The 22,112-nt window shown below is 62.1% G+C and carries 20 protein-coding genes; 9 read left to right on the plus strand and 11 right to left on the minus strand.

Annotation, left to right across the window (positions count from 1 at the left end; all coding sequences use genetic code 11):
- Positions 1–329: 329 nt before the first annotated feature.
- Positions 330–521: a hypothetical protein gene (locus tag DESFRDRAFT_RS23195; RefSeq protein WP_336884667.1), complete on the minus strand. Its 192-nt coding sequence runs from the start codon at positions 519–521 to the stop codon at positions 330–332.
- Here DESFRDRAFT_RS23195 and DESFRDRAFT_RS12180 point away from each other — a divergent pair.
- The 8 genes from DESFRDRAFT_RS12180 (at position 504) to DESFRDRAFT_RS12210 (ending at position 9,688) form a co-directional block, all read left to right on the plus strand.
- Positions 504–1,844, plus strand: a complete 1,341-nt coding sequence (locus DESFRDRAFT_RS12180; RefSeq protein ID WP_336884668.1) for a sigma-54 interaction domain-containing protein — start codon at positions 504–506, stop codon at positions 1,842–1,844. The two genes, DESFRDRAFT_RS23195 and DESFRDRAFT_RS12180, sit on opposite strands and share 18 nt — an antisense overlap.
- A gap of 356 nt (positions 1,845–2,200) precedes the next feature.
- On the plus strand, positions 2,201–3,313 hold the full coding sequence (gene ald, locus DESFRDRAFT_RS12185) for an alanine dehydrogenase (RefSeq protein WP_005994316.1): 1,113 nt from the start codon (positions 2,201–2,203) through the stop codon (positions 3,311–3,313).
- Positions 3,314–3,622: 309 nt separating this feature from the next.
- Positions 3,623–5,233 carry an amino acid permease gene (locus tag DESFRDRAFT_RS12190; protein WP_005994318.1) on the plus strand — a complete coding sequence of 537 codons (1,611 nt, stop codon included), beginning with the start codon at positions 3,623–3,625 and terminating at the stop codon, positions 5,231–5,233.
- Positions 5,234–5,807: 574 nt separating this feature from the next.
- A complete protein-coding gene (locus DESFRDRAFT_RS12195; protein WP_005994320.1) occupies positions 5,808–7,535 on the plus strand; it encodes an aldehyde ferredoxin oxidoreductase family protein in 1,728 nt (575 codons plus the stop codon).
- 250 nt (positions 7,536–7,785) lie between these two features.
- Entirely contained in the window at positions 7,786–8,076 is a 291-nt protein-coding gene (locus DESFRDRAFT_RS12200) for a hypothetical protein (RefSeq protein ID WP_005994322.1), read from the plus strand.
- A 57-nt stretch (positions 8,077–8,133) separates the two neighbouring features.
- The gene (locus tag DESFRDRAFT_RS22280; protein ID WP_005994324.1) at positions 8,134–8,598 is read left to right on the plus strand and encodes a hypothetical protein; all 465 of its coding nucleotides are present in this window, start codon (positions 8,134–8,136) and stop codon (positions 8,596–8,598) included.
- 80 nt (positions 8,599–8,678) lie between these two features.
- On the plus strand, positions 8,679–9,446 hold the full coding sequence (locus DESFRDRAFT_RS12205; protein WP_005994326.1) for a HesA/MoeB/ThiF family protein: 768 nt from the start codon (positions 8,679–8,681) through the stop codon (positions 9,444–9,446).
- A 14-nt stretch (positions 9,447–9,460) separates the two neighbouring features.
- Positions 9,461–9,688, plus strand: a complete 228-nt coding sequence (locus DESFRDRAFT_RS12210; RefSeq protein WP_005994328.1) for a MoaD/ThiS family protein — start codon at positions 9,461–9,463, stop codon at positions 9,686–9,688.
- Between the two features lie 246 nt (positions 9,689–9,934).
- On the opposite strand, the gene DESFRDRAFT_RS12215 is transcribed toward DESFRDRAFT_RS12210, so the two are convergent.
- The 8 genes from DESFRDRAFT_RS12215 to DESFRDRAFT_RS12250 form a co-directional block, all read right to left on the minus strand.
- Positions 9,935–10,591: a CBS and ACT domain-containing protein gene (locus DESFRDRAFT_RS12215; RefSeq protein WP_005994330.1), complete on the minus strand. Its 657-nt coding sequence runs from the start codon at positions 10,589–10,591 to the stop codon at positions 9,935–9,937.
- Between the two features lie 69 nt (positions 10,592–10,660).
- Positions 10,661–11,371, minus strand: coding sequence for an ABC transporter ATP-binding protein (locus DESFRDRAFT_RS12220; RefSeq protein ID WP_005994331.1), 711 nt, complete (start codon positions 11,369–11,371; stop codon positions 10,661–10,663).
- Positions 11,358–12,086 (minus strand): ABC transporter ATP-binding protein, encoded by a 729-nt coding sequence (locus DESFRDRAFT_RS12225; protein ID WP_005994333.1) that lies wholly within the window; start codon positions 12,084–12,086, stop codon positions 11,358–11,360. The genes DESFRDRAFT_RS12220 and DESFRDRAFT_RS12225 overlap by 14 nt, the downstream gene beginning before the upstream one ends.
- Complete coding sequence (locus DESFRDRAFT_RS12230; RefSeq protein ID WP_005994334.1) at positions 12,083–13,099, minus strand: branched-chain amino acid ABC transporter permease; 1,017 nt, start codon at positions 13,097–13,099, stop codon at positions 12,083–12,085. Before DESFRDRAFT_RS12230 ends, DESFRDRAFT_RS12225 begins: the two co-directional genes overlap by 4 nt.
- Before the next feature lie 11 nt (positions 13,100–13,110).
- On the minus strand, positions 13,111–13,995 hold the full coding sequence (locus DESFRDRAFT_RS12235; RefSeq protein ID WP_005994335.1) for a branched-chain amino acid ABC transporter permease: 885 nt from the start codon (positions 13,993–13,995) through the stop codon (positions 13,111–13,113).
- Positions 13,996–14,067: 72 nt separating this feature from the next.
- A complete protein-coding gene (locus tag DESFRDRAFT_RS12240; protein WP_005994336.1) occupies positions 14,068–15,315 on the minus strand; it encodes an ABC transporter substrate-binding protein in 1,248 nt (415 codons plus the stop codon).
- Positions 15,316–15,357: 42 nt separating this feature from the next.
- A complete protein-coding gene (gene gabT, locus DESFRDRAFT_RS12245; RefSeq protein ID WP_005994337.1) occupies positions 15,358–16,683 on the minus strand; it encodes a 4-aminobutyrate--2-oxoglutarate transaminase in 1,326 nt (441 codons plus the stop codon).
- Positions 16,684–17,108: 425 nt separating this feature from the next.
- Positions 17,109–18,812 (minus strand): sigma 54-interacting transcriptional regulator, encoded by a 1,704-nt coding sequence (locus DESFRDRAFT_RS12250; protein WP_005994338.1) that lies wholly within the window; start codon positions 18,810–18,812, stop codon positions 17,109–17,111.
- Positions 18,813–19,141: 329 nt separating this feature from the next.
- On the opposite strand from DESFRDRAFT_RS12250, the gene DESFRDRAFT_RS12255 reads away from it, so the two are divergent.
- Entirely contained in the window at positions 19,142–20,596 is a 1,455-nt protein-coding gene (locus DESFRDRAFT_RS12255; RefSeq protein WP_005994339.1) for an NAD-dependent succinate-semialdehyde dehydrogenase, read from the plus strand.
- Between the two features lie 196 nt (positions 20,597–20,792).
- Here the strand turns inward: DESFRDRAFT_RS12255 and DESFRDRAFT_RS12260 are convergent, their stop codons facing one another.
- Together DESFRDRAFT_RS12260 and DESFRDRAFT_RS12265 are read right to left on the minus strand one after the other, a co-directional pair.
- Positions 20,793–21,878, minus strand: a complete 1,086-nt coding sequence (locus tag DESFRDRAFT_RS12260; RefSeq protein ID WP_005994340.1) for an HlyD family secretion protein — start codon at positions 21,876–21,878, stop codon at positions 20,793–20,795.
- 5 nt (positions 21,879–21,883) lie between these two features.
- Entirely contained in the window at positions 21,884–22,096 is a 213-nt protein-coding gene (locus tag DESFRDRAFT_RS12265) for a DUF1656 domain-containing protein (RefSeq protein WP_005994342.1), read from the minus strand.
- Positions 22,097–22,112 lie beyond the last annotated feature (16 nt).

Here is a 22,112-nt window from a genome sequence, read left to right on the forward strand (position 1 = left end):
CCCCAGGTCGAGCGGGGAAGCGATCAGTTTGGCACGAGCAAAAGGGTGGTGCTCGGCCAGAAGCCCCGCCCTTCGCCTCCCATCGCCGCCCCGGCCGAAATCCGCCCTCTTCCCCCACACGCTATAAAAGAGTTCCCGACAAGGATTGCGGGCAACCCCAAACAGGAATAGCTTGCGCCTGCTTTTCCCGACGGCCGCCGGCAACAGGATCGTATCTCCGGCCCTGCCTGTGTTGTATCCTTGCATGATTTTGCTGCAGACCGAGGGCGAAAATGAGTAAGTTGCATCTTAATTTCAAGGACCGTGTCGGTATCGTATCCGATATTTCTTCACAACTTGCCCGCAATGGCCTTAATATCTTGACAATGGAAGTCGTGCAAAAAGAAGGATGCGCACACCTTTTCATTGAGATCGACCATGGGGACAAACCCTGCCCCCGCGAAAACATCCTCAAAATGCTTGCCTGTTTCAACGATCTGCTCGAAATTCAGTTTATCAGCGTCATGCCGCACGAAAAGCAAGAAAACCTCCTCCGTATCGTCCTCGACAATATCGACGAATCGGTTATTGCCATTGATGGAAGCGGATGCCTTACCCTGATAAACAGCATCGCCCGGAGCAACTTCAAGTGCCAGACCGATGACATCATCGGCAAGCATATCCGCGAATTGCATTTCCCGGACAGCCCCATACTCGACTGCCTGCATGGAAAGCGCTTCAATAATGTCAAGAAAAGCATGCTCCATGGGAAAAAACGCCTGCAGTACTTTGTCACGGCCCGACCGATCATGGACGATTCCGGCGATGTTCTGGGAGCCATTGAAATCGTCAAGGACGCGCAGGAAATAAAAAGCCTGGCCAAGACCATGTGCGAGCCCGACGAGATCGGTTTCAGCGACATCATCGGCACCAGCGCCGCGTTGCGCCAAGCGGTGGGCATCGCCGAAAAAATCGCCGCCACCGAGGCCATCATCACCATCCGAGGCGAATCCGGCACGGGCAAGGACCTCCTTGCCCAGGCCATACACACGGGGAGCGGGCGGGGCGGCCAATTCGTGACCATCAACTGCGCGGCCGTCCCGGAAACGCTGCTCGAAAGCGAATTGTTCGGCTATGTGGGCGGCGCCTTTTCCGGGGCCAGAAAACAAGGCCGTCCCGGCTTGTTCGAGATCGCCGGCGACGGGACGGTTTTTCTCGACGAAATTGGCGAAATGCCGCTCACGGCCCAGGCCAAGATCCTCCGCCTGATCCAGAGCCGCCGCATACGCCGCCTGGGCGACGGCCGCGAAATCCCGGTCAACGCCCGCATCATCACGGCCACCAACCGCAATCTGGAGGAACTCGTCGGGAAACACCTTTTCCGCGAGGACCTCTACTACCGCATCAACGTTCTCCCCCTGCACATCCCGCCGCTTCGCGAACGCCCGGAGGACATCCCCATTCTCGCCGAGCACTTCCTGTTTCAGCTCTCGTCCAGGCTCGGCAAGGGATTGCTGTCCTTCGACGCCCAGGCCCAAAAAAGGCTCATCCAGCACCACTGGCCCGGCAACGTCCGCGAACTCAAAAACGTCGTGGAGCGGGCCGCCATCCTGTCCGAATCCACGACCATCGGCGCGGATTCCATCCTGCTCGTCCACGAACTCGGGCGCTCCCACAAGGCCGTCCCGCCCACCTCCCCCGAGTTCTCGGGAGAACCACTGCGCGTCGCCATCGACCGCTATGAGCGCGGCCTGCTGCTCGCCGCCTTGAAAGAGAAAAAAAGCCTGCGCCAAGCCGCCAAGACACTTGGCATCTCGCATACGGCCCTGCGCAACAAGCTCCAGAAGCACCATTTGGAAAGCTGACGAACCATCTGGAAACATTTCTTTCCAGAAAGCCAACCTCTCCATATTCCAGCATGTTTCCAAATACCTTGGAAACAGTGGCACGTCTTCGTTACACTGACACGATTGTTATACATTGCGGAGCACTGCGGCAGTGGCGCATGCCGCCATGTCGACTGTCCAGGTTTGTAAAAAATTATATTTAAAAAACAGAATGTTATGGAAAACAATTTTTAAGAGCGCCACCGCGCCCGACAGCGGAGCGCAACGCCTGGGACCCAAAAATACGGGGCGTTCCTTTGGCAAGCAATTTACTTTTTTAGAAAAAGCCAAAAGGCAGGGCCCCGAATTCACAACTTGCAACCCGGAGCGTCGAAATGATTGTCGGAATTCTCAAAGAGATCAAAACGGAAGAACACCGTGTCTGCATGACTCCTGCCGGCGTGGAAGTGATGTGCCAGCGTGGCCACACCCTGCTGGTCGAGCGCAATGCGGGCGCCGGCAGTGGCTTCCCGGATGCCGCCTATGTCGAAGCCGGGGCGGAAATCGTGGCGACGGCCAAGGAAGTCTACGCGCGCTCCGAAATGGTGATGCACGTCAAGGAGCCTCTGGCCCAGGAATACGGCCTGATCCGCGAAGGACAGATCGTGTTCACCTATCTCCACCTGGCGGCCGATGAGGAGCTTACCAAGGGCATCATCAACAGCAAGTGCATCGCCATCGCCTACGAAACCATGCAGCGGGCCGACGGTTCCCTCCCCCTGCTCACACCCATGAGCGAAGTCGCCGGCAGAATGGCTATTCAGCAGGGCGCCAAGTACCTGGAGATGGAACATGGCGGCCATGGCGTGCTGCTCGGCGGCGTCACTGGCGTGGCTCCGGCGGTCGTGCTGGTCATCGGCGGCGGCGAAGTCGGCGCCAATGCGGCCAAGATGGCCTGCGGCCTGGGCGCCAAGGTCTACCTCCTGGACATGAACCTGGATCGTCTGCGCTATCTTTCCGACATCATGCCGAAAAACTGCTTCCCGCTCATGTCGAGCCCGGCCACGGTGCGCGAGCTGGTCAAGCAGGCTGACGTCGTGGTCGGCGCGGTGCTCATCCCCGGCGCCAAAACGCCCAAGCTGGTCACCAAGGACATGCTCAAGACCATGAAGAAGGGTTCCGTCCTGGTGGATGTGGCCATCGACCAGGGTGGGTGCTTCGAGACTTCCAAGCCCACGACGCACACCGACCCCATCTACACCGTGGATGGGGTCGTCCACTATTGCGTGGCCAACATGCCAGGCGCCGTCGCCAAGACCTCGACCATGGCCTTGACGAACGCGACCCTGCCCTATGCCCTGGAAATCGCCACCAAGGGTTGGAAGCAGGCCATGCGCGATACGCTGGAGATCAAACGCGGCGCCAACGCCGTGGACGGCAAGATCACCTTCAAGGGCGTTTCCGATGCCTTTGGCCTTGCTTACACGCCGGTGGAAAGCCTGCTGTAGATAGCCCCTACGCCCCGGGTGCGGTTTCCAAAGCGCCGCACCCGGGAGTCCGGCATTTCGCGCCTCCCGCCTGCCGTCCTTCGGGGCCCAGACGGAGGGCGCGCCAAAGTGGGCGCGTTCCTGGCGACGGCATTTTCCCAAAAGCCCCAAAAGGACGATTTCCGCCCCGGCAAGGGCAACGAAGCACAACCTCTACCGGCGCTCGTGGGTCGGCGGCCAAAAGGAGAAGACAACACCACACGGATGGCGTTTCGATCCATTCTATATCCATTTCAGGCATTTAACACAAAAAGCCCGTAAGGAAATGCAATGGACAATCTGTGGAGAAGAAAAAGTATCGCTGCGTTGCAAAAAGAAGCCACGCTCAAAAACGGTTTCAAGAAGACTCTGGGGCCCATCAACCTGACGGCCATCGGCATCGGCGCGGTCATCGGGGCGGGAATCTTCGTCTTAACCGGGCAGGCCGCGGCGGATTATGCCGGCCCGGCTGTCGTGTTGTCCTTCGTGCTGGCCGCCATCTGTTGCGGCTTCGCCGGACTCTGCTATGCGGAGTTCGCCTCCATGATCCCCATCGCCGGCAGCGCCTACACCTATGCCTATGCCACCTTGGGCGAAATGCTGGCCTGGTTCATCGGCTGGGATCTGATACTGGAGTACGCCGTGTGCGCCTCCACCGTGGCCGTCGGCTGGTCGGGCTACATGGTGAGCTTTCTCAAAACCGTCGGCGTCCATGTGCCCCCCGACTTCATCGATGCGCCCGGAACCCATCTGATCTTCCTTTCCAGCGCCCTGTTGCAGAAAATCCATCTCAGCATGCCCGAAGGCTGGTACCAGCTTTCGGCCTATGCCAGGGACGTGCAGGCCGCCGGGGTCAATCTGGCCGATCTGCCGCACGCCACGTCGCTTTTCAACTTGCCGGCGTGTCTTATCGTGCTGCTGCTTACGGGGGTGCTCATCCGCGGCATCAAGGAATCCGCCACGGTCAACGCCTGTATTGTGGCGCTGAAAATCTGTATCGTCCTTCTGGTCATCGCGGTCGGCGCCTTCTATGTCACGCCGTCCAACTGGATGCCGTTTTTGCCGAAAAACACCGGTGAGTTCGGCCACTTCGGCCTCTCCGGCATCGTACGCGCGGCCGGAGTGGTCTTTTTCGCCTATATCGGCTTCGACGCGGTTTCCACCACGGCCCAGGAAGCACGCAACCCGCAACGCGACATGCCCATCGGCATCCTGGGCTCCCTGGTCATCTGCACCATCCTGTACATCCTGGTTTCCCTGGTCATTACCGGGGTGGCGCACTACACGAAGCTCAACGTGTCCGACCCGGTGGCCGTGGCCATCGACATCATGGGCATGCCGTGGCTGTCCATCCTGGTCAAACTCGGCGCCATCGCCGGCCTGACTTCGGTGATCCTGGTCTTTCTCATGGGACAACCCCGGGTGTTTTTCAGCATGTCCCGGGATGGCCTGCTGCCGCCGAGCTTCTCGAAGATGCATCCCCGGTTCGGCACGCCCGTCATGACCACGGCGGTCACCGGGGTTGTCGTGTCCCTGGTTTCGGGATTTTTTCCCATCGGCATTCTGGGCGAGCTGGTCTCCATCGGCACGCTGTTCGCGTTCGCCGTCGTCTGTGCCGGCGTGCTTGTCCTGCGCTATCGCCAACCCGACCTGGAACGCCCGTTCCGCACCCCGCTTATGCCGATAACGCCGATCCTGGGCTGCCTCAGCTGCCTGTACCTGGCCTGCGGTCTGCCGGGCGCGACCTGGATCCGACTGCTGGTCTGGCTGGGCATCGGCCTTTGCATCTACTTCCTCTACGGGATCAAGCACAGCAAGCTGCGCCTGGCGACGGAACTCGCTGTCGCCCCCGTCGAAGCCGAAGCCGTTGAGGTCGAAGCCGTTCCCGAACGCCTGTCGTAAGGCATCGCTCCGGGGGGGAACCTTTCTGAGGAAACGGTTCCCCCCGCCCCCACCCGCCCGGAACACCTCAGGGCAGGTATTCGTGACCGGCGAAGCCGGCCGGACAGCCTTGTCGCACCGAACACCCAGAAAATGCGGCTTTTTTCTCTCTTCGTCACGATTTGACTCATATCGCGTGTCAGTGTTTATTTTTGACCCAACATCCATCCGCAACCGGGTCATTTTGGCTACAGCCAGAACCGGTTGTAATATTTAATTTAACATAAAAAATGGCCCGTCAAGCGCCCTTCCGCCGCTTGACGTCGGCCAAACGTCCCCGCTTTTTTTCAAAAGTATCCAACAACAAAAACACAACCCATTAATATATTGGATATTTTTTTTGGCTCGAGACTTGCTATTTTTAACCGAAGAAAGACGGCGCGCGGCCTTGCCCGCCCGCGCTTGGCGGCTCGGAGCGGTTGCGGGGAGTGCCCAATACCAAACAAACAACGGATGGACATCAACGTATTGCAGCGAAATTTTTGGTTTTAGATGTGAAAACATGGCGTACGTCCATCATAACAGCGGAGGGGTTATGCCCAAGTTTATCAGAGTGGATATGAAATCCAAAAAGGTCACCACCGAGGAATGCCCGGAAAACTATGCCGGCCTGGCCGGACGCGGCCTGACCTCCACGTTCGTGGCCAATGAAGTCAAAGCCTCGTGCCATCCGCTCGGCCATTACAACAAGCTCATCTTCGCCCCCGGCTATCTGACCGGCACGAGCGCGGCCAACTCCGGCCGGCTTTCCTGCGGCGCGAAAAGCCCGCTCACCGGCGGCATCAAGGAAAGCAACACCGGCGGCACCTTTGGCCAGAAGATGTCCAAGATGGACATCAAGGCCATCGTGTTCGAGGAGATCCCGGCCGAAGACAAGTACTACGTGGTCAAGATCACCATGGACGGCGTGTCCTTCGACGAGGCTCCCGCCGAAACCATCGGCATGGGCAACTACGCAGCCATCAAGGTGCTCCAAGCAAAATACGGGCCCAAGGTCGGCGTGGCCATCATCGGACCGGCGGGCGAAATGCGCCTGACCGCGGCCAACATTTCCTTTGCCGACCCCCAGAGCAACATCCGCAGCGCCGGTCGCGGCGGCCTGGGCGCGGTCATGGGTTCCAAGAAAATCAAGGCCGTCGTCATCGACGACACCGGCGCGGGCAAGGTCGCCATCGCCGATGTCGAAGCCTTCAAGAGCGCTTCCAAGCGGTTCACCACCGCCCTGACCACCCACCCGGTCACCGGCCAGGGCCTGCCGAAGTACGGCACCAACGTCCTGGTCAACATCCTTAACGAAGCCGGCGGTCTGCCCACCAAAAACTTCCGCACCGGCCGCAACGACTGGGCCAACGACATCGGCGGCGAAACCATGGCCGAGCGCATCGAGGCCCGGGGCGGCAAAACCACCCACGGCTGCCATGCCGGCTGCATCATCCGCTGCTCCCAGCACTATAATGACAAGGAAGGCAAATACCTCACCAGCGGCTTCGAATACGAGACCGTCTGGGCGCTCGGGGCCAATGCCTGCATCGACGACCTGGACGCCATCGCCTATGCCGACCGCGAATTCGACGAAGTCGGCGTGGATTCCATCGACGTGGCCGTGGCCGTGGGCGTGGCCATGGAAGCGGGCATCATCCCCTGGGGCGACGCCAAGGCCTCCCTCGATCTCATCATGGAAATCCGCAAGGGCACGCCGCTCGGCCGCATCCTGGGCAGCGGCGCGGCGGCCGTCGGCCAGATGTACGGCTTGTCCCGCGTGCCCGTGGTGAAAAAGCAGGCCATCCCGGCCTACGATCCGCGCGCGGTCAAGGGCGTCGGCCTGACCTACGCCACCACGCCCATGGGCGCCGACCACACCGCCGGCTACGCCGTCGCCACCAACATCCTCAAGGTCGGCGGCTTCGTGGATCCCCTCGGCAAGGAAGGCCAGGTGGAGCTGTCCCGCAACCTGCAAATCGCCACCGCCGCCGTGGACAGCACCGGCATGTGCCTGTTCATCGCCTTCGCCATCCTGGACATCGCCGACGGCTTCAACGCGCTAGTCGACATGATCAACGCCCGCTACGGCCTCTCCCTGACGGCGGACGACGTGGTCGAACTCGGCAAGAACATCCTGCGCGCCGAGCGCGACTTCAACAAGCGGGCCGGGCTTACCAACGCCCACGACCGGCTGCCGGAGTTCTTCGAGGAAGAATGCGCGCCGCACAACGTGACCTGGGACTTCACGGATGAGGAAGTCGATTCGGTGCTCAACTTCTAACAATCCATAGCCGCCACGAGGTGCAACGCGCACCCCGTAAAGGGAAAATACGTAATGGAGGCGGACGGCAACACTGTCTGCCTCCATTGCGTCCATGCATCGGGAGGACGATCACTTTTCGTCGGCAAGACAGGTGCAGCATGCCGCATCGAAGCCATACGGACGAAATATGCCTTTTACGCCAAGCTGTTTTTGAGACAGCATACCGAAAAGAATCTCTTTCACGTAATGAGCCGACAAGGAGAAAGGCGTGACGGAATCATCCGCTGTCGAAATCCGTGCCTTCATGGGGCTGTCCGCGTATTTTAGGCTAAAGAATTGGACCAATCCCAAGATCCTGACCGTTACGGGAGAACTGACCGGCCCCGAACTCATCGCACAGCTCGGCATCAGCGAAGGCATGGTCGAGGTGATCTTCGTGAACGGAAAAGCGATGCAGCCCGATGCGGCCGTCGTGCATGGCGGCGACAGAGTCGCCCTGGCTCCTCCCGGCGTCCCCGGGCCCTACCGCGTCTTGCTGGGGTTCAAGAAGATGGGATGATTTCCGGGAACACCCGCCCTGCGGGATCGAAACGTATCGAACGCCATCCCTTCCTGTATGAAAAAGTATATTTTGAGTACGCATGAACGCAAACCATTATCCAAGGTGAGCATCGATTCCCTTCAAAAGAAGGGAATCCAGGTTATTTTCGTCCATTCCTGGCCGGATATCGTATCAACATGTGAATATATTGACTTTGACCTCATCCTCGGATATTGTAATTATAATAGAATAAAAACATGCAGAATTCTTGAATTCATAAACGACTATTACCTCCAGACCAATCGCAGGCCGGCACATATTGTCCTGCATGAGCATGCGTATTCCTTAAGACCAGAGCAGTTCAAATCACTCGGCCCCTTTTTGCGGCATATCTTTCCCAAGGACGCCATGGAGTCGGACGTGCTCGATACGATTATCAGGCTTCTGCGGACCAAAGAAAAAATCAGCACGGCGCGGGTCCACTCCTGGTGGAACCCCCATTTCCCGAAAGAAAAAGACATGACGGACATCGCCTTGTAACACCCCCGCATGGTCCTGTTCCGGCCCGCCCCATGGCGGCAAGGGCCGTGCCGCCACACGTTGGGAGCCTGGGGAGACGTATGGAATCCGAAGCCATGTTTTTGGAGCGCTACAGCCGGCACATCGTGCTGCCCGGAATCGGCATCGAGGGACAGCGCAAGATCGCACGGGGGAAGGTGCTCGTCATCGGCGCGGGCGGCCTGGGTTCGCCCGTCGCCTACTATCTGGCAGCGGCCGGGGTCGGCGTGCTGGGGATCCTCGACTGCGACGTCGTGGACCGCTCCAACTTGCAGCGCCAGATTCTCCACGCCACGGACGATATCGGCCGGCCCAAGGTGGTTTCGGCCAAGGAAAAGCTCGAACGGCTCAACCCCGACGTTTCCGTGCGAACCTACGATACGCGGATCGACGCGTCGAATATCGGCAAGATCATCGCTCCCTACGATTTCGTCGTGGACGGCGTGGACAATTTCCAAACAAAATTCCTGATCAACGACGCCTGCATCCTGGCCGGAATCCCCTTTTCCATGGGCGGCGTGTTGCAGTTCGTCGGCCAGACCATGACCGTCCTGCCCGGTAAAAGCGCCTGCTACCGTTGCGTCATGGGCGATGTGTCCAAAAGCGCGCCGACCTGCGCCGAAAAAGGCCTCCTCGGGCCGGTGCCCGGCATAACGGGGACCATCCAGGCCGCGGAGGCACTCAAATACCTCACCGGGGCCGGCGAACTCCTTTGCGACAACCTGCTCCTTTTCGACGCCACGGCCATGGAATTCATGAAAAGCCCCGTCCGCCGCAACCCGGACTGCCCCGCCTGCGGCGAACATCACGCCCCCCCGCAACCGTCGTAACGCGAGGAGCCCCCATGCCCATCGAAATCAAATGCTACGCCACCCTGGCCGATCGCGCCCCGGCCGACGCGGCCGCCTTCCCCATCGCGCCCGGTGAAACCGTGCTCGATGTCCTCGCGCGGCTTTCCATCGCCGAAGCGGAGGTCAAAATCGTCTTCGTCAACGGCGTCATCTCGCCCCTGGACCACCCCCTCGCCGACGGAGACCGCGTCGGCGTGTTCCCGGCCGTCGGCGGGGGGTGAGGAGAGGAAGAGGGGGAGGATGCCTCCGGCGGCCAGGGGGAAACTTTTTGAAAAAAGTTTCCCCCTGGACCCCCTTCAAAAACTTTCAAAGGGGGATGGAGGCTTCACCGGCCCCCAAAAAAAGCGAGACCGGTCCGATGACCGATCCCGCCCTGTATCCGCCCTACCCATTGAAAGTTTTTGGGAGGGGAGAGCGCGAGAGGGGAACCCTTTTTTCAAAAAGGGTTCCCCTCTCGCACTTCTCTCTCAATCCCTCGTCCAAGAGAGGACCTGGCAGTTTTTTGCCAGGATCGTATGCAGTTCGCGTTCGCGGGTTTCCGGCAGGCCCTGGATGCGGATGGAGACGTCGCGGCGCGAGGGGTCGGCCTGGTCGTAGGAGGACAGGATGCTGATGATGCGGGCCTCGTGGCCACGCAGGGCGTCGAGCACGGGCTTGAGGCTCCCCTCGGCCGTGCCCAGGCGCAGGCCGATCTGGATGCCGTCCTGGTCGATGCCGGTGATGGACACGAACAGCCGGAAGATGTCAGTGTCCGTGATGATGCCCAGCACCTTGCCGTCCGCGTCGATGACCGGCAGGCTCCCGATCTTGAGGTCGCGCATGATCAGCGCCGCGCGCTCCACGGTATCCGTGGGCCGGATGAAGCGCGGCGATTTGGTCATGATGTTTTTGACCTTCATCTCCGAGAGCAGATAGGTCAGTTCGTACATGTCCAGGGAGGTGGCGTCCGAAGGCGAGGCCGCTTTCAGATCGCGCTCGGACACGATGCCGATGAGCTTGCCGTCCTTGTCCACGACGGGCAGGCGGCGGATTTTGTGTTCGCGCATCATTCGCCCGGCCTTGATCATGGACACGTCCCCGGTCGCCGTAACGACGTTTCGCGACATCCAATCCCCGACGAGCATGCTGTCTGGCTCCTTGCGCTAAAGGTGAGGCGGACAGGGCCCCGAACGGAGCCCCCCGCCGGGATATCGTCAAATGCCCAGATAGGCCGTCTTGATGTGCGGATTTTCGAGCAGCTGCCCGGCTTCGCCGGAAAGAGCCACCCGGCCGTGTTCCAGCACGTAGCCCCGGTCGGACAGTTTCAGCGAATGGTTCACGTCCTGTTCGACCAGAAGCACCGTGGTGCCGGTGTCGGCGATCTTGCGCAACGTTTCGAAGATGGACTTGACCAGGATCGGGGCCAGGCCGAGCGACGGCTCGTCGAGCATGAGCAGCCCCGGCAGGGCCATAAGCCCCCGGCCGATGGCCACCATCTGCTGCTCGCCGCCGGAAAGCGTCATGGCCATCTGCTCCTGGCGTTCGAGCAGGCGCGGCAACAGCGCATGCACCTGGCGCAACGTCTTTTCCCGCTCCTTGTAGGCCCGTGGCGTGTAGGCGCCGATGGCCAGGTTCTCGGCCACGGTCATGAGCGAAAAAAGCCGCCGGCCTTCGGGCACCTGGACGATGCCGCGTTCTACGATGCGCTCGGGCGGCAGGCTCTGGATGGGCTCGCCCCGAAAGCGGATGATGCCCGAACTTGGGGAGAGCAGGCCGGAGATGGTCTTGAGCAGCGTGGACTTGCCCGCGCCGTTGCCGCCGATGATGCTGACGACCTCCCCCTCCTCCACGGTCAGGGACAGGTCGTTTATGACCTGGACGTCGCCGTAGGCCACGTCGATATGTTCCACGCTAAGCAGCGTCATAGTCGCCTCCCAGGTAGGCCTTGATGACGTTCTCGTCCCTGGTCACCTCTTCGGGCGTGCCCTCGGCGATCTTCTGGCCGAACTGGAGCACGGCCACCCGGTCGGAGAGGGCCATGACGGCGCGCATGATGTGCTCGATGACGAAGACCGTCACGCCCCGGTCGCGAAGGCCCTTGATGATGGCGATCATGTCGTCGACCTCGGTCGGGCGCAGACCGGCCATGACCTCGTCGAGCAGCAGCAACTCGGGGCCCGTGGCCAGGGCCTTGCCGATCTCCAGGCGCTTGCGGTCGGCGATGGTGAGGCTTCCGGCCAGACGGTCGCGCAAATCCCCGAGGCCCAAGGTGGCGATGACCTCCTCGGCCTTCTCCCGGGCCTTGTGGGTGGTGCCGCTGTGGAGGAAAGCCCCGACCATGACATTATAGAGGACGGTTTTGGTGGCGAAGGGTTTGACGATCTGGAAGGTGCGGGCCAGCCCCATCTTGCACAGGTCCCAGGGCTTGCGGCCGCTTATGGCCTCCCCTTTGAAGCGGATGGTTCCCTCGGTCGGCGCGTAGACGCCGGCCACGAGGTTGAAGACCGTGGATTTGCCCGCTCCGTTCGGGCCTATAAGGGCCATGATCTCGCCTTCGGCGATATGCAGGTCCAGGGAACTGACCGCCGTCAGTCCGCCGAAGTTCTTGGTCAGGGCCGTTATTTCAAGGATGTTGCTCATGCGGCTTCTCCCTTGGGGACGTCGTCGCGGGTGATCTTGCGGGCGAGTTTGTCGTAGGCGGCGGCCAGCGGCGCGGTCAGGCCCTGCGGCTTGTAGAGCATGACCAGGATGAGGATGAGGCCGAAGATGACCAGGTGCAGGCCCGGCAGCATGTCGCTTAAATAGATGCGGGTGAACTCGTTTAAGGGCCGAAGCACCAGCGCGCCGATGACCGGGCCGGCAATGGTGCCCCGGCCGCCGATGAGCGCGATAAAGGCGATCTCGAAGGAGAGGTCGAGCCCCATGAGCCCCTTGGGATAGAAGTAGAGCATGAGCTGGGCGTAGAAGGTGCCGGCCAGGGCCGTGAAGAAACACGACAAGGCCATGGCCAGAAGCTTGTAGTTGGCCACGTTGATGCCAAGGGCCCCGGCCGCTTCCGGCTCCTCGCCCCCGGCGGCCAGGTAATAGCCGATCTTGGACCGGGAGATGCCCCAGGTCAGGAACAGCACGAGGACCAGCATGACGAGAATGATGTAATAATATGGCAGCTTGGACATGAACTGGTAATTCCAAAACGAGCCCTGCGTAAGCGGTATGAGAAGTCCCCGGGGACCGTTTATGTGCAGCGGCCCGAGGTAGTTGATGTTTTCGACGATGACCCGGATGCCCTCGGCAAAAGCGATGGTGCACAGGCAGAAATAGGCCCCGCGCAACCGGAAGGTGGGGAGTCCCATGATGATGCCGACGATGGCGGCCAGCACCCCGCCGACCAACATGCCGAGCCAGGGCGAAACGCCGTATTGCAGGGTCAGGATGGTCGAGGTGTAGGCCCCGATGCCGACGAAGACGGAATGCCCGAGGGGCAGCACGCCGGCAAAGCCGCCGACCAGGTTCCACGACGTGGTCAGGTAGGCGTAGAAAAAGAGCAAAATGAGAATTTGCAGGTAGGTTGGCGAGGTGACCACCAGAGGCAGCCCGAAGGCGACCAGGGCGGCCAAGCCCAGAAGCGACGTGTCGAGTTGTTTTCGGCTCACGATGTCCCCTCCTACCAGTCCTGTTTGTTGCCGAAAAAACCCGAGGGTTTTACGAACAAAATAATAAGGAAAATTGCGTAGATGATCGCTTCGGTCCAGGTCGAGGCCATAAACTGGGAAAAGACCGATTCGACAAGGCCGATCACCAGGCCGCCGAGCAGCGCCCCGGGAATGCTGCCGAGCCCGCCGAGCACCACGATGATAAAGGCCCGGATGTCGAAGACCACGCCCACCGAGGGGTAGACGTAGTAAAACGGGATGAGCACACAGCCGGCGATGCCGGCGATGGCCGTGCCGAGGCCAAAGGCGATGTTGTAGACCTTGTACTGGTCGATGCCCATGAGGTTGGCCGCCTCGCGGTCAAGGGCGGTGGCCCGAAGCGCCATGCCGATCTTGGTCTTGCGCATGAAAAGGGCCAGCCCCACGGCGGTCAGGATCGCCACCACGAAGCCGGAAAATTTCGGGATCGAGACGATATACGGCCCCAGCGCCATGGACTTGTTGGAAATGGCCGTGCGCACGGTGCGGTATTCGGCGCCGAAGCACATGAGCGCCAGGTTGTCGAGGACGTACCAGACGCCGGTGGTGACGATGATGACCGTCGCCGGCTCGCGCACTTCCCGCTCGGACTTGAACACGGGCTTTATCACCACGTCCTGGAGATAGTAGCCGAAGAAATAGAGGATTGGTGGAACGATGATAAGGGCCAGGTACGGGTGGATGCCCGTGAGCTTGATCAGCCAGTAGGCGCTGAACATGCCGACCATCAGCAGGGAGCCGTGGGCGAAGTTGATCACCTTCATCACCCCGAAGATCAGGGTGAGTCCGAGGGCGGTCAGCCCGTACATGGCGCCCATCATGAGGCCGTTTATGATTGACTGTATCACCTCGGTCATGAGGCCTTCTCTCCGGACGTTTGCTCCGGACCGCCGGAAGGCGGCGATCCGGAGCGTTTGCGGCTTGCGGGGTTACTTGTTGGCCGGGAAGACCGGGGTGTAGCCGGCGCGACGGGCGGACTTCGGCCACACGGTCACGCGCTGGGGTTTGCCGTCGACCTTGGCCACCTGGACGATGACGATGCCGGCATTCTTGTTCTGGCCGTCCTTGTCGAACTCGACGCCGTCGTAGGAGACGATCATGGCCGGGCCGGTGGTGAGCTTGGTGGTGGCCAGGGCCTCGCGGAGCTTGGCCGGGTCGGTGGAGCCGGCGCGTTCCAGGGCGTCGGCGATGACGTACATGGAGACGTAGGCGTCCACGGATTCGCCGGTCATGTCGTAGCCGTACTTCTTCTTGAACTTGGCGTTGGTTTCCTTGGCCCCGGGCTTGTTGACGTCGGTGTTCCACTCGACCTCGTCGAAAAAGCCCAAGGCGTTGTCGCCGGTATTCTCCAGGAACTTGGGATCGGCATGGCCGCCGCCGCTGGTCAGCACGACCTTGGGCTTGAGCTGCATTTCGGCCATGGTGTTGGTCAAGAGGATGGCGTCGGCGGCGTTGGAGACGAGCATCACGATGTCGGGATTGGCGGCCTTCAGCTTGGTCACCACCGGGGTCAGGTCCGTGGCCGTGGACGGATAGGGCTCGTCGAGCACGACCTTGTAGCCGTCCTTTTCGGCCAGCTTGCGCCACTTCTCGGCAAAGCCGGTGCCCCAGTCGCCGTTCTCGAAGACAAAGGCGATGGTGTTGAGCTTGGTGCCGGTTTCCGCCTGCATGTCCTTGAGGAAGCGGAACTGGTCGCGCACCCACCAGGAGTCCTTGGCGGCCACGCGGAAGATGTTCTTGAAGCCGCGCTCGGTGATGGTGTCGCGCACGGCCACGGGCACGACAAAGGGGATGCCGTAGCGTTCGGCGACCTGGGTGGCCGGATAGGTGACGGCGGAGTTCCAGCAGCCGGTCAGGATGTTGACCTTCTCGGTGTTGATGAGCCGCTCGGTCTCGGTGACGCCAACCGTGGGGTCGGACTTGCTGTCGGCATAGACGAGGTCGAGCTTGGCCCCGCCCAGGGATTTGATGCCGCCGGCGGCGTTTATTTCCTCGACGGCCATTTCCCGGGCCTGCTTGCCCTGGACGCCGACCGAGGCCGACGGGCCGGACATGGGCTCGACGTTGCCGATCTTGACCACCTTGTCGGCGGCGGCGGCCGGCGATGCGGCCAGGAAAAGCCCCAGCGCCGCGGCCAGGCAGCAAGCTACCAGCGATCGTTTACCCTGCGATTTCATGCGTTACCCCTTGGTTGACGGTTGCTGTCGGTCGGGCCTCGTCTATTTGCCGAGGTTCTTGGAAACCTCGCGGATGCCGCGTTCCATGATGTCCAGGCCGCGCGCGAGCTGCTCGTCGCTGATGACCAGCGGCATGAGCGCGCGGATGCAGTTGCCGAAGTTGCCGCAGGAAAGCACGAGCAGGCCATTGTCCTGGCAGTACTTGACCACGCCCTTGGCCGCTTCGGGACAGGGCGTCTTGGTCGCCCGGTCGGAGACGAACTCCAGGGCGCGCATGGCCCCGAGGCCCCGGGCGTCGCCGATGAGGGGGAATTCGTCCTTCCAGGCCTCGAACCGGGCTTTCAGCGTGTCGCCCAGGCGCACGGCCGCGCCCAGGAGGTCGTCCTGCTCGAAGGCGTCCATGACGGCGAGGCCGGCCCGGCAGGCCAGCGGGTTGCCGCCGTAGGTGCCGCCGATGCCGCCGACATGGACGGAATCCATGATGTCCGCCTTGCCGATGACGCCGGCCAGAGGCAGACCGCCGCCCATGCTCTTGGCCACGCTCATGAGGTCGGGCTCCACGCCGAAATGCTCCATGGCAAAAAGCTTGGAGGTGCGGCCGAAGCCGGACTGGACCTCGTCGGCCACGAACACGATGCCGAACTCGTCGCAGATGGCCCGGAGCTTCACGAAGAATTCCGCCGGCGGCACGACGAAGCCGCCCTCGCCCTGGACCGGTTCGGCGATGATGCAGGCGATCTGCTCGGCGGCGGCGGTGCCGATGAAAAATTCGCGCATCTTGTCGGCGCAGGCCACGCCGCAGTCGGGATAGGAAAGTCCCAGCGGGCAGCGGTAGCAGTAGGCGTAGTACGGGTACTGGTAGACTTCCGAAGCCATGGGGCCGAAGGCGTACTTGTAGGGCTTGACCTTGCTGGTGAGGCTCATGGCCAGAAGCGTGCGGCCGTGGAAGGCGTTCTTCATGGACACAGCGCCAGGCCGGCCGGTGTGGCAGCGGGCGATTTTGACCGTGTTTTCCACGGCTTCCGAGCCGCTATTGACAAAAAGGGCTTTTTTCGGGCTCTCGCCGGCGGCGGCCTCGCACACGCGGCGGGCGAGCTCCACGTACGGCTCGTACATGGTGATCATGGAACAGGTGTGGAGGTACTTGTCGGCCTGGTCCTTGATGGCGGCCACGACGCGCGGGTGGCAGTGGCCGACATTGAGCACGCCGATGCCGCCGACGAAATCGATGAATTCGCGGCCGGCGACGTCCCGCAGCAAGGCGCCCTGGGCGGATTCGACGAAGAAGGGCGTGGCGTTGGGATGGCCCTTGGGGACGAAACGTTCACGCAACGTTTGCAGTTGGCTCGCCTTGTCAGTGGTGTTCACGGAGCATCCTCGAAGTTGACGGTTGTGGGCGAAATCGCCGCGAACAATAAGCACCTAAACGTCAACCCGACGTAGCAGCAAAAACCACGCCAGTCGCATATTACAAAAAAATATTTTAATATTAAATAGTTATAAAAACACCCCGCTTTTAACGATATGAGTTTGATTCATAAAAGAATCAACATATTTGTAAAAATTCAATTACAGCAAATCATTGCCGCCGATTCATTCCTGAATCGGCTTCAAACACCGGCCCCATGGGAACCTCGCGGGCCATCGCATAACACCCGGAAGGGGAGCAACGCACCGGTTTGAACAAAAACGGCAAATAGGGCGGGATGGCTATGGAAAAGCGCCTGCCGTGGGGTCGATGCGGACATCCCGCCGGAGGCGCAGCGGCGGGAAGAAGCTGATTCAGAAGTGAATCAATCCCGGGTCAAGGCGTACCGTTTGAGCTTGCGTACCACGGTCGCCTGGCTCACGCCAAGATAGGCGGCCATCTCCCGTGTCGTGCGACAGGCGGCCATGGCCTCGCGCAGCCGACGCAGGTTCGTCTGGTCCGTGGACTCGGCCAGGCTGCGCGGCGCGGCCTCCGCCCCGCCCTCCCCGGCCTCCAGGGCCAAGGCCTCCTCCAGGGCGTCGGTGAGGTCGTCGTCCTCGCTCATGACGAAGGCCTTCTGGATCAGGCTCACCAGCTCGCGCACGTTGCCCGGAAAATCGTGGGCCTCGAGCAGGCGCATGGCCTTGGCCGAAAGGCGCTTGGCCTTGCCGTGCCGGACGTTTTGCTGGGCCAGGTAGAATTCGGCCAGGCCGAAGATGTCCTCGCGGCGCTCGCGCAGGGGCAGGATGCGCACCACGAAGGTGTTGAGCCGGTAGTAGAGATCCTTGCGGAAAAGCCGCCGCTCCACCAGCCCCTCCATGTCGCAGTTGGTGGCGGCCACAACCCGGCACTCCACCACCCGGGACTCGGACCCGCCCAGGCGGCGCAGCTCATGGTCGTCGAGGTACTTGAGCAGCTTGGCCTGGACCGAGAGCGGAATGTCGCCCACCTCGTCGAGAAAAAGCGTGCCGCCCATGGCCAGCTCGATAAGCCCGGCCTTGCCGCCTTCCCGGGCTCCGGTGAAGGCCCCCTTCTCATAGCCGAAGATTTCCGCCTCGAAGAGGTTCTCCGGGACCGCCGGACAGTTGATCTGGATAAAGGGCTTCTTGGCCCGGGGGCTGACCTGGTGCAGGAATTTGGCGAGAAGCCCCTTGCCCGTGCCGGACTCGCCAAGCAGCAAAATGCGCGTCACGTCCATCTGGGCGAGCTTCAAAAGCGTGCGCAAGGTCCGCTGCATCTGCGGGCTTCGGGCCACGATGTCCTTCTGGGACAGCTCGTAGAGCGAAAGTTCGGCCAGCTCGCTGCGGTAGCGCTCCTCCACCTTGCGGGCGTGCTGCAAGCCCTGGCGCAGGTTGTTGAGCTCGGTCACGTCGCGCTCGTTGACCACCACCAGGGCCACATGGCCGTCGGTGTCGAGCACCGGCGAGGCCGTGACCAGCAGTTGTTTGCCCGTGCGGGTGATGTGCTGGATCATGCTGGCCTGCTTTTTGGTGGCCATGACCTCCACCGTGGCCGAGCGGTCCACCATGCCGTCCGCCACGATGCAGGCGACGTCCTTGCCGATGTAGTCGGCGGCCTCGATGGAATTGAGCCGCTCCGAGGCGGCGTTGATCTCCAGGATCACGCCCTCGCCCGTGCAGATCCAGATGCCGTCGGACACGGAATCGAGCACCGAGCGCAGCTGGTCGTCCACCACCGGCCCGCAGCCGCCCTGCGGATCGCCGCACAGGATCGACGCGCCGGCGACGCGGCCGTCCGGGCCGGTGATGGGCACGATGCGGGCCGTGCGCACGTTGCCGGCCACGGCGAAGGTGGCGCAGGCCCCCTGCCCGCTGGCCAGGCAACCGGCCGCCGCCTGCCACAGGTCGGGGCGCACCAGCGGCAGGGCGACGCCCGGGGCGGCCGTCTCCGGCCCAAGCAGCTTTCCGGCCGCCGGATTGGCCGTGACCACCCGGCCGTCGGCGTCCACGGCGAGCAGGGCGCCGGTCAGGGAGCGCAGGATGTCGGCGTCGGTGAAGGGGGCTGGCATGGAAGGTCCGCGAAATTTTTTTCGGGGCGCGGCAAACGCGCCGCATCCCTGGCCGTAAACTGGCACACAAGCGCCTTCGGAGGCAACCGAGGCCTTCGCGTCGCGGCCGTTTCCAAGCGGCGAAAAAGAGTGCGCGACCCTTGCGCGGCGGACGTGTCCGGGCTTATACGCCTGGACCCAATGGCCCCCCGGCCTGCCGCGCGCGCTGCCCGACACGCGAAATGAAGTTCTATCCTATTTGTTTTATTTATTTTCATGGCAGCAGTCGTATCTCCGCGCACGGTGAACCCGGGCGTCAAACGCGTCAACGCACCAACAGGGGGAAGATCATGTTGCAGCTTTCCGATCCGCAACTTTTCCGCGAAGCCTGCCTTGTGAACGGCCAATGGGTCGCGGCGGCCGGCGGCGAGACCATGGAAGTGACCAACCCCGCCGACGGGTCCGTGGTCGGGCGTGTGCCCAAGCTCTCCGAAAAGGAAATCGAGGGCGTCGTCGCGGCGGCGAATGCGGCCTTTCGGCCCTGGGCGGCCCTGGCCGCTCCCCAGCGCGCGGCGGTCCTGGAAAAATGGCACGCCCTTATCCTGGCCAACGCCGACGATCTGGCCGCCATCCTCACCACCGAGCAGGGGAAGCCCTTGGCCGAGGCCAAGGGCGAGATCATGTACGCGGCGTCTTTCATCAAGTGGTTCGCCGAGGAAGCCCGCCGCGTCTACGGCGACGTGATCCCCGCGCCCACGGCCGACAAGCGGCTCATTGTGCTCAAGCAGCCGGTCGGGGTCACCGCCGCCATCACGCCCTGGAACTTCCCGGCGGCCATGATCACCCGTAAGGCCGGACCGGCCCTGGCCGCCGGCTGCGCCATGATCGTGCGCCCGGCCGCCCAGACGCCCTTTACCGCCCTGGCCCTGGCCGAGCTGGCCGTGCGGGCCGGTGTGCCGGCCGGCGTGTTCCAGGTCGTCACCGGCTCTTCGCGCGCCATCGGCGCGATGCTGACCGCCAGCGACACCGTGCGCAAGCTGTCTTTCACCGGCTCCACCGAGGTCGGCCGCCTGCTCATGGCCCAATGCGCCCCGACCATCAAGCGCATTTCCCTGGAGCTTGGCGGCAACGCCCCCTTCATCGTCTTCGACGACGCCGACCTCGACGCCGCCGTGGCCGGGGCCATCGCCTCGAAATACCGCAATGCCGGCCAGACCTGCGTGTGCGCCAACCGGCTCTACGTCCAGTCCGGGGTCTACGACGCCTTCGCGAAAAAGCTCGCCACCGCCGTGGGCGCCATGCCCATCGGCCGGGGCGACGCGCCGGGCGTCCAGATCGGCCCCATGATCGACGCCAAGGCTGTGGAAAAAGTGGAAAGCCATATCGCCGACGCCGTCTCCAAAGGCGCGAAAGTGGCCCTTGGCGGCAAGCGCCATGCGCTCGGCGGCAGCTTTTTCGAGCCCACCATCCTGACCGGCGTGACGCGCGAGATGCGCGTGGCCCGCGAGGAGACCTTCGGCCCCCTGGCCCCGCTTTTCCGCTTCGAGACCGAAGAGGAAGTCATCGCCGCGGCCAACGACACCGAGTACGGCCTGGCCGCCTACTTCTACACGGAAAACGCCGGCCGGGTCTGGCGCGTGGCCGAGGGACTGGAATACGGCCTGGTCGGCCACAACACCGGACTGGTCTCCAACGAAGTCGCCCCCTTCGGCGGCGTCAAACAGTCCGGCATCGGCCGCGAAGGCTCCAAGTACGGCATCGACGAATACCTCGAGATCAAATACGTCTGCTCCTGTATCGGGTAAGAGGGAAAGAAAATGAAGATGCGAGAGGGGAAACCCTTTGAAAAGGGTTCTCCCCTCTCGCGCTCTCCCCTTCCTAAATTTTTTCGATTTTCATCAACAACATTAGCGTGTTAAGCGGCACAAAAAAAGGGCCGCGCCAACATGGCACAACCCTGCCTTCTCCTGCGCGGTCCGCGTGATTCCGGGGAAAAACGGCTTATTTCGTCAGCACGAGAACCGATGCGGTCGTGCCGACCCGAAGCGCCACATCCCGCGGTTTTTTCGTGATATGCACCCGCACCGGCACGCGCTGGGCCAGCCGGATCCACTCGAATGTCGGGCTGATGGTGGGCAGAAGGTCCTGGCCGGTCGAGCCGTCATCCTGGGCGATGCCCTGGCCGATGCTTTCCACCACGCCGGGAAGCGGCGTTTCCGGGTAGGACATGAGCGTCACCACGGCCTTGTCGCCTTTTCGGATGTTGTTGATGACGGTTTCCCGAAAATAGCCGGCGACCCAAAAACTTTCCGTGTCGACCAGGGCCAGAAGCGGCTGGTTGGCCACGGCCTGGCTGCCCAGGCGCAGATTCAGATTCGTGACATACCCGTTAACCGGCGCCCTGACCTTGGTGAATTCGAGATTCAGCTTGGCCTGCTCCCACTGGGCGACCGCCTCCCGCAAATGCGGATTGTTTTCGCCCGGCGCGCCCAGGGCCGCCTTGGCCCGCGCCAGTTCCGCGCCGGCCTGGAGCTTGGCCGCGCCCGCCTTGTCGAGCTGGGCCTCGGCCTGGTTCAGGGACGCCTGGGCGGTGATGGCGCTTTCCTGACTCAAATCGAAATCCCGTCTGGCGATGGTGCCGTTGTCAACGAGGGTCTTGTTGCGGCCCAGGTCCTTGTGCACTTCCTCGGAATGCGCCTTGGCGCTGGTCACCCCGAAGGAGGCGTTGCGCACCGTGGTGCGACTTTGCTCCAAAGCAGCCTCCGCGCTTTTGACCTGGGCTTCCAGGTTTTCGATCTCGTCGCGCGTCTTGTCCAGATTGGCCCGGGCCTGATCCAACGCCGCCTGGTACGTCCGGGGGTCGATCTCGAAGAGCACATCCCCTTTATGGACGAACTGGTTGTCGATGACGGGCAATTGCACGATGGGACCGGAAACCCGGGGCGCGATTTGGACGATGTTGGCCCGGACCTTTCCGTCCCGTGTCCAGGGATCGAGCATGTATTGGCGGTACTTGAAGACGACCATGCCCAGGGCGGCCACGACGACCACCGTGGTGAGAAGCACTTTCCAGGAACGCAATTTCATGGATGTCACCTTATAAAAAGCAGGGATTCTATCGCCCCGGTCAAAATGACGACCAGGGAGAGAAACACGAGGGGGGGCGCGGCAAAAAACCGGGATAGCCGGTAGCGGGTCAGGGCCCGGGTCAACCAATAGGACAGCAGCAGGCCGAGGGCTCCCGCCACCAGCATGGGCGGCAGAAAAACCCCGGCCAGATTGACTTCATACGGTGCGGACAACATTTCCTTCTCCTTCGTC

Origin of the sequence: Solidesulfovibrio fructosivorans JJ], from assembly GCF_000179555.1 — a bacterium.
In the GTDB taxonomy this organism is placed as follows: Bacteria; Desulfobacterota; Desulfovibrionia; order Desulfovibrionales; family Desulfovibrionaceae; genus Solidesulfovibrio; species Solidesulfovibrio fructosivorans.

Excerpts from the sequence above, each read along its gene's own strand:
- DESFRDRAFT_RS12180 (WP_336884668.1), top strand. The coding sequence starts at position 504 with ATGCCGCACGAAAAGCAAGAAAACCTCCTCCGTATCGTCCTCGACAAT.
- ald (WP_005994316.1), top strand. The coding sequence starts at position 2,201 with ATGATTGTCGGAATTCTCAAAGAGATCAAAACGGAAGAACACCGTGTC.
- DESFRDRAFT_RS12190 (WP_005994318.1), top strand. The coding sequence starts at position 3,623 with ATGGACAATCTGTGGAGAAGAAAAAGTATCGCTGCGTTGCAAAAAGAA.
- DESFRDRAFT_RS12195 (WP_005994320.1), top strand. The coding sequence starts at position 5,808 with ATGCCCAAGTTTATCAGAGTGGATATGAAATCCAAAAAGGTCACCACC.
- DESFRDRAFT_RS22280 (WP_005994324.1), top strand. The coding sequence starts at position 8,134 with ATGAAAAAGTATATTTTGAGTACGCATGAACGCAAACCATTATCCAAG.
- DESFRDRAFT_RS12205 (WP_005994326.1), top strand. The coding sequence starts at position 8,679 with ATGGAATCCGAAGCCATGTTTTTGGAGCGCTACAGCCGGCACATCGTG.
- DESFRDRAFT_RS12210 (WP_005994328.1), top strand. The coding sequence starts at position 9,461 with ATGCCCATCGAAATCAAATGCTACGCCACCCTGGCCGATCGCGCCCCG.
- DESFRDRAFT_RS12215 (WP_005994330.1), bottom strand. The coding sequence starts at position 10,591 with ATGCTCGTCGGGGATTGGATGTCGCGAAACGTCGTTACGGCGACCGGG.
- DESFRDRAFT_RS12220 (WP_005994331.1), bottom strand. The coding sequence starts at position 11,371 with ATGACGCTGCTTAGCGTGGAACATATCGACGTGGCCTACGGCGACGTC.
- DESFRDRAFT_RS12225 (WP_005994333.1), bottom strand. The coding sequence starts at position 12,086 with ATGAGCAACATCCTTGAAATAACGGCCCTGACCAAGAACTTCGGCGGA.
- DESFRDRAFT_RS12235 (WP_005994335.1), bottom strand. The coding sequence starts at position 13,995 with ATGACCGAGGTGATACAGTCAATCATAAACGGCCTCATGATGGGCGCC.
- DESFRDRAFT_RS12240 (WP_005994336.1), bottom strand. The coding sequence starts at position 15,315 with ATGAAATCGCAGGGTAAACGATCGCTGGTAGCTTGCTGCCTGGCCGCG.
- DESFRDRAFT_RS12250 (WP_005994338.1), bottom strand. The coding sequence starts at position 18,812 with ATGCCAGCCCCCTTCACCGACGCCGACATCCTGCGCTCCCTGACCGGC.
- DESFRDRAFT_RS12255 (WP_005994339.1), top strand. The coding sequence starts at position 19,142 with ATGTTGCAGCTTTCCGATCCGCAACTTTTCCGCGAAGCCTGCCTTGTG.
- DESFRDRAFT_RS12260 (WP_005994340.1), bottom strand. The coding sequence starts at position 21,878 with ATGAAATTGCGTTCCTGGAAAGTGCTTCTCACCACGGTGGTCGTCGTG.
- DESFRDRAFT_RS12265 (WP_005994342.1), bottom strand. The coding sequence starts at position 22,096 with ATGTTGTCCGCACCGTATGAAGTCAATCTGGCCGGGGTTTTTCTGCCG.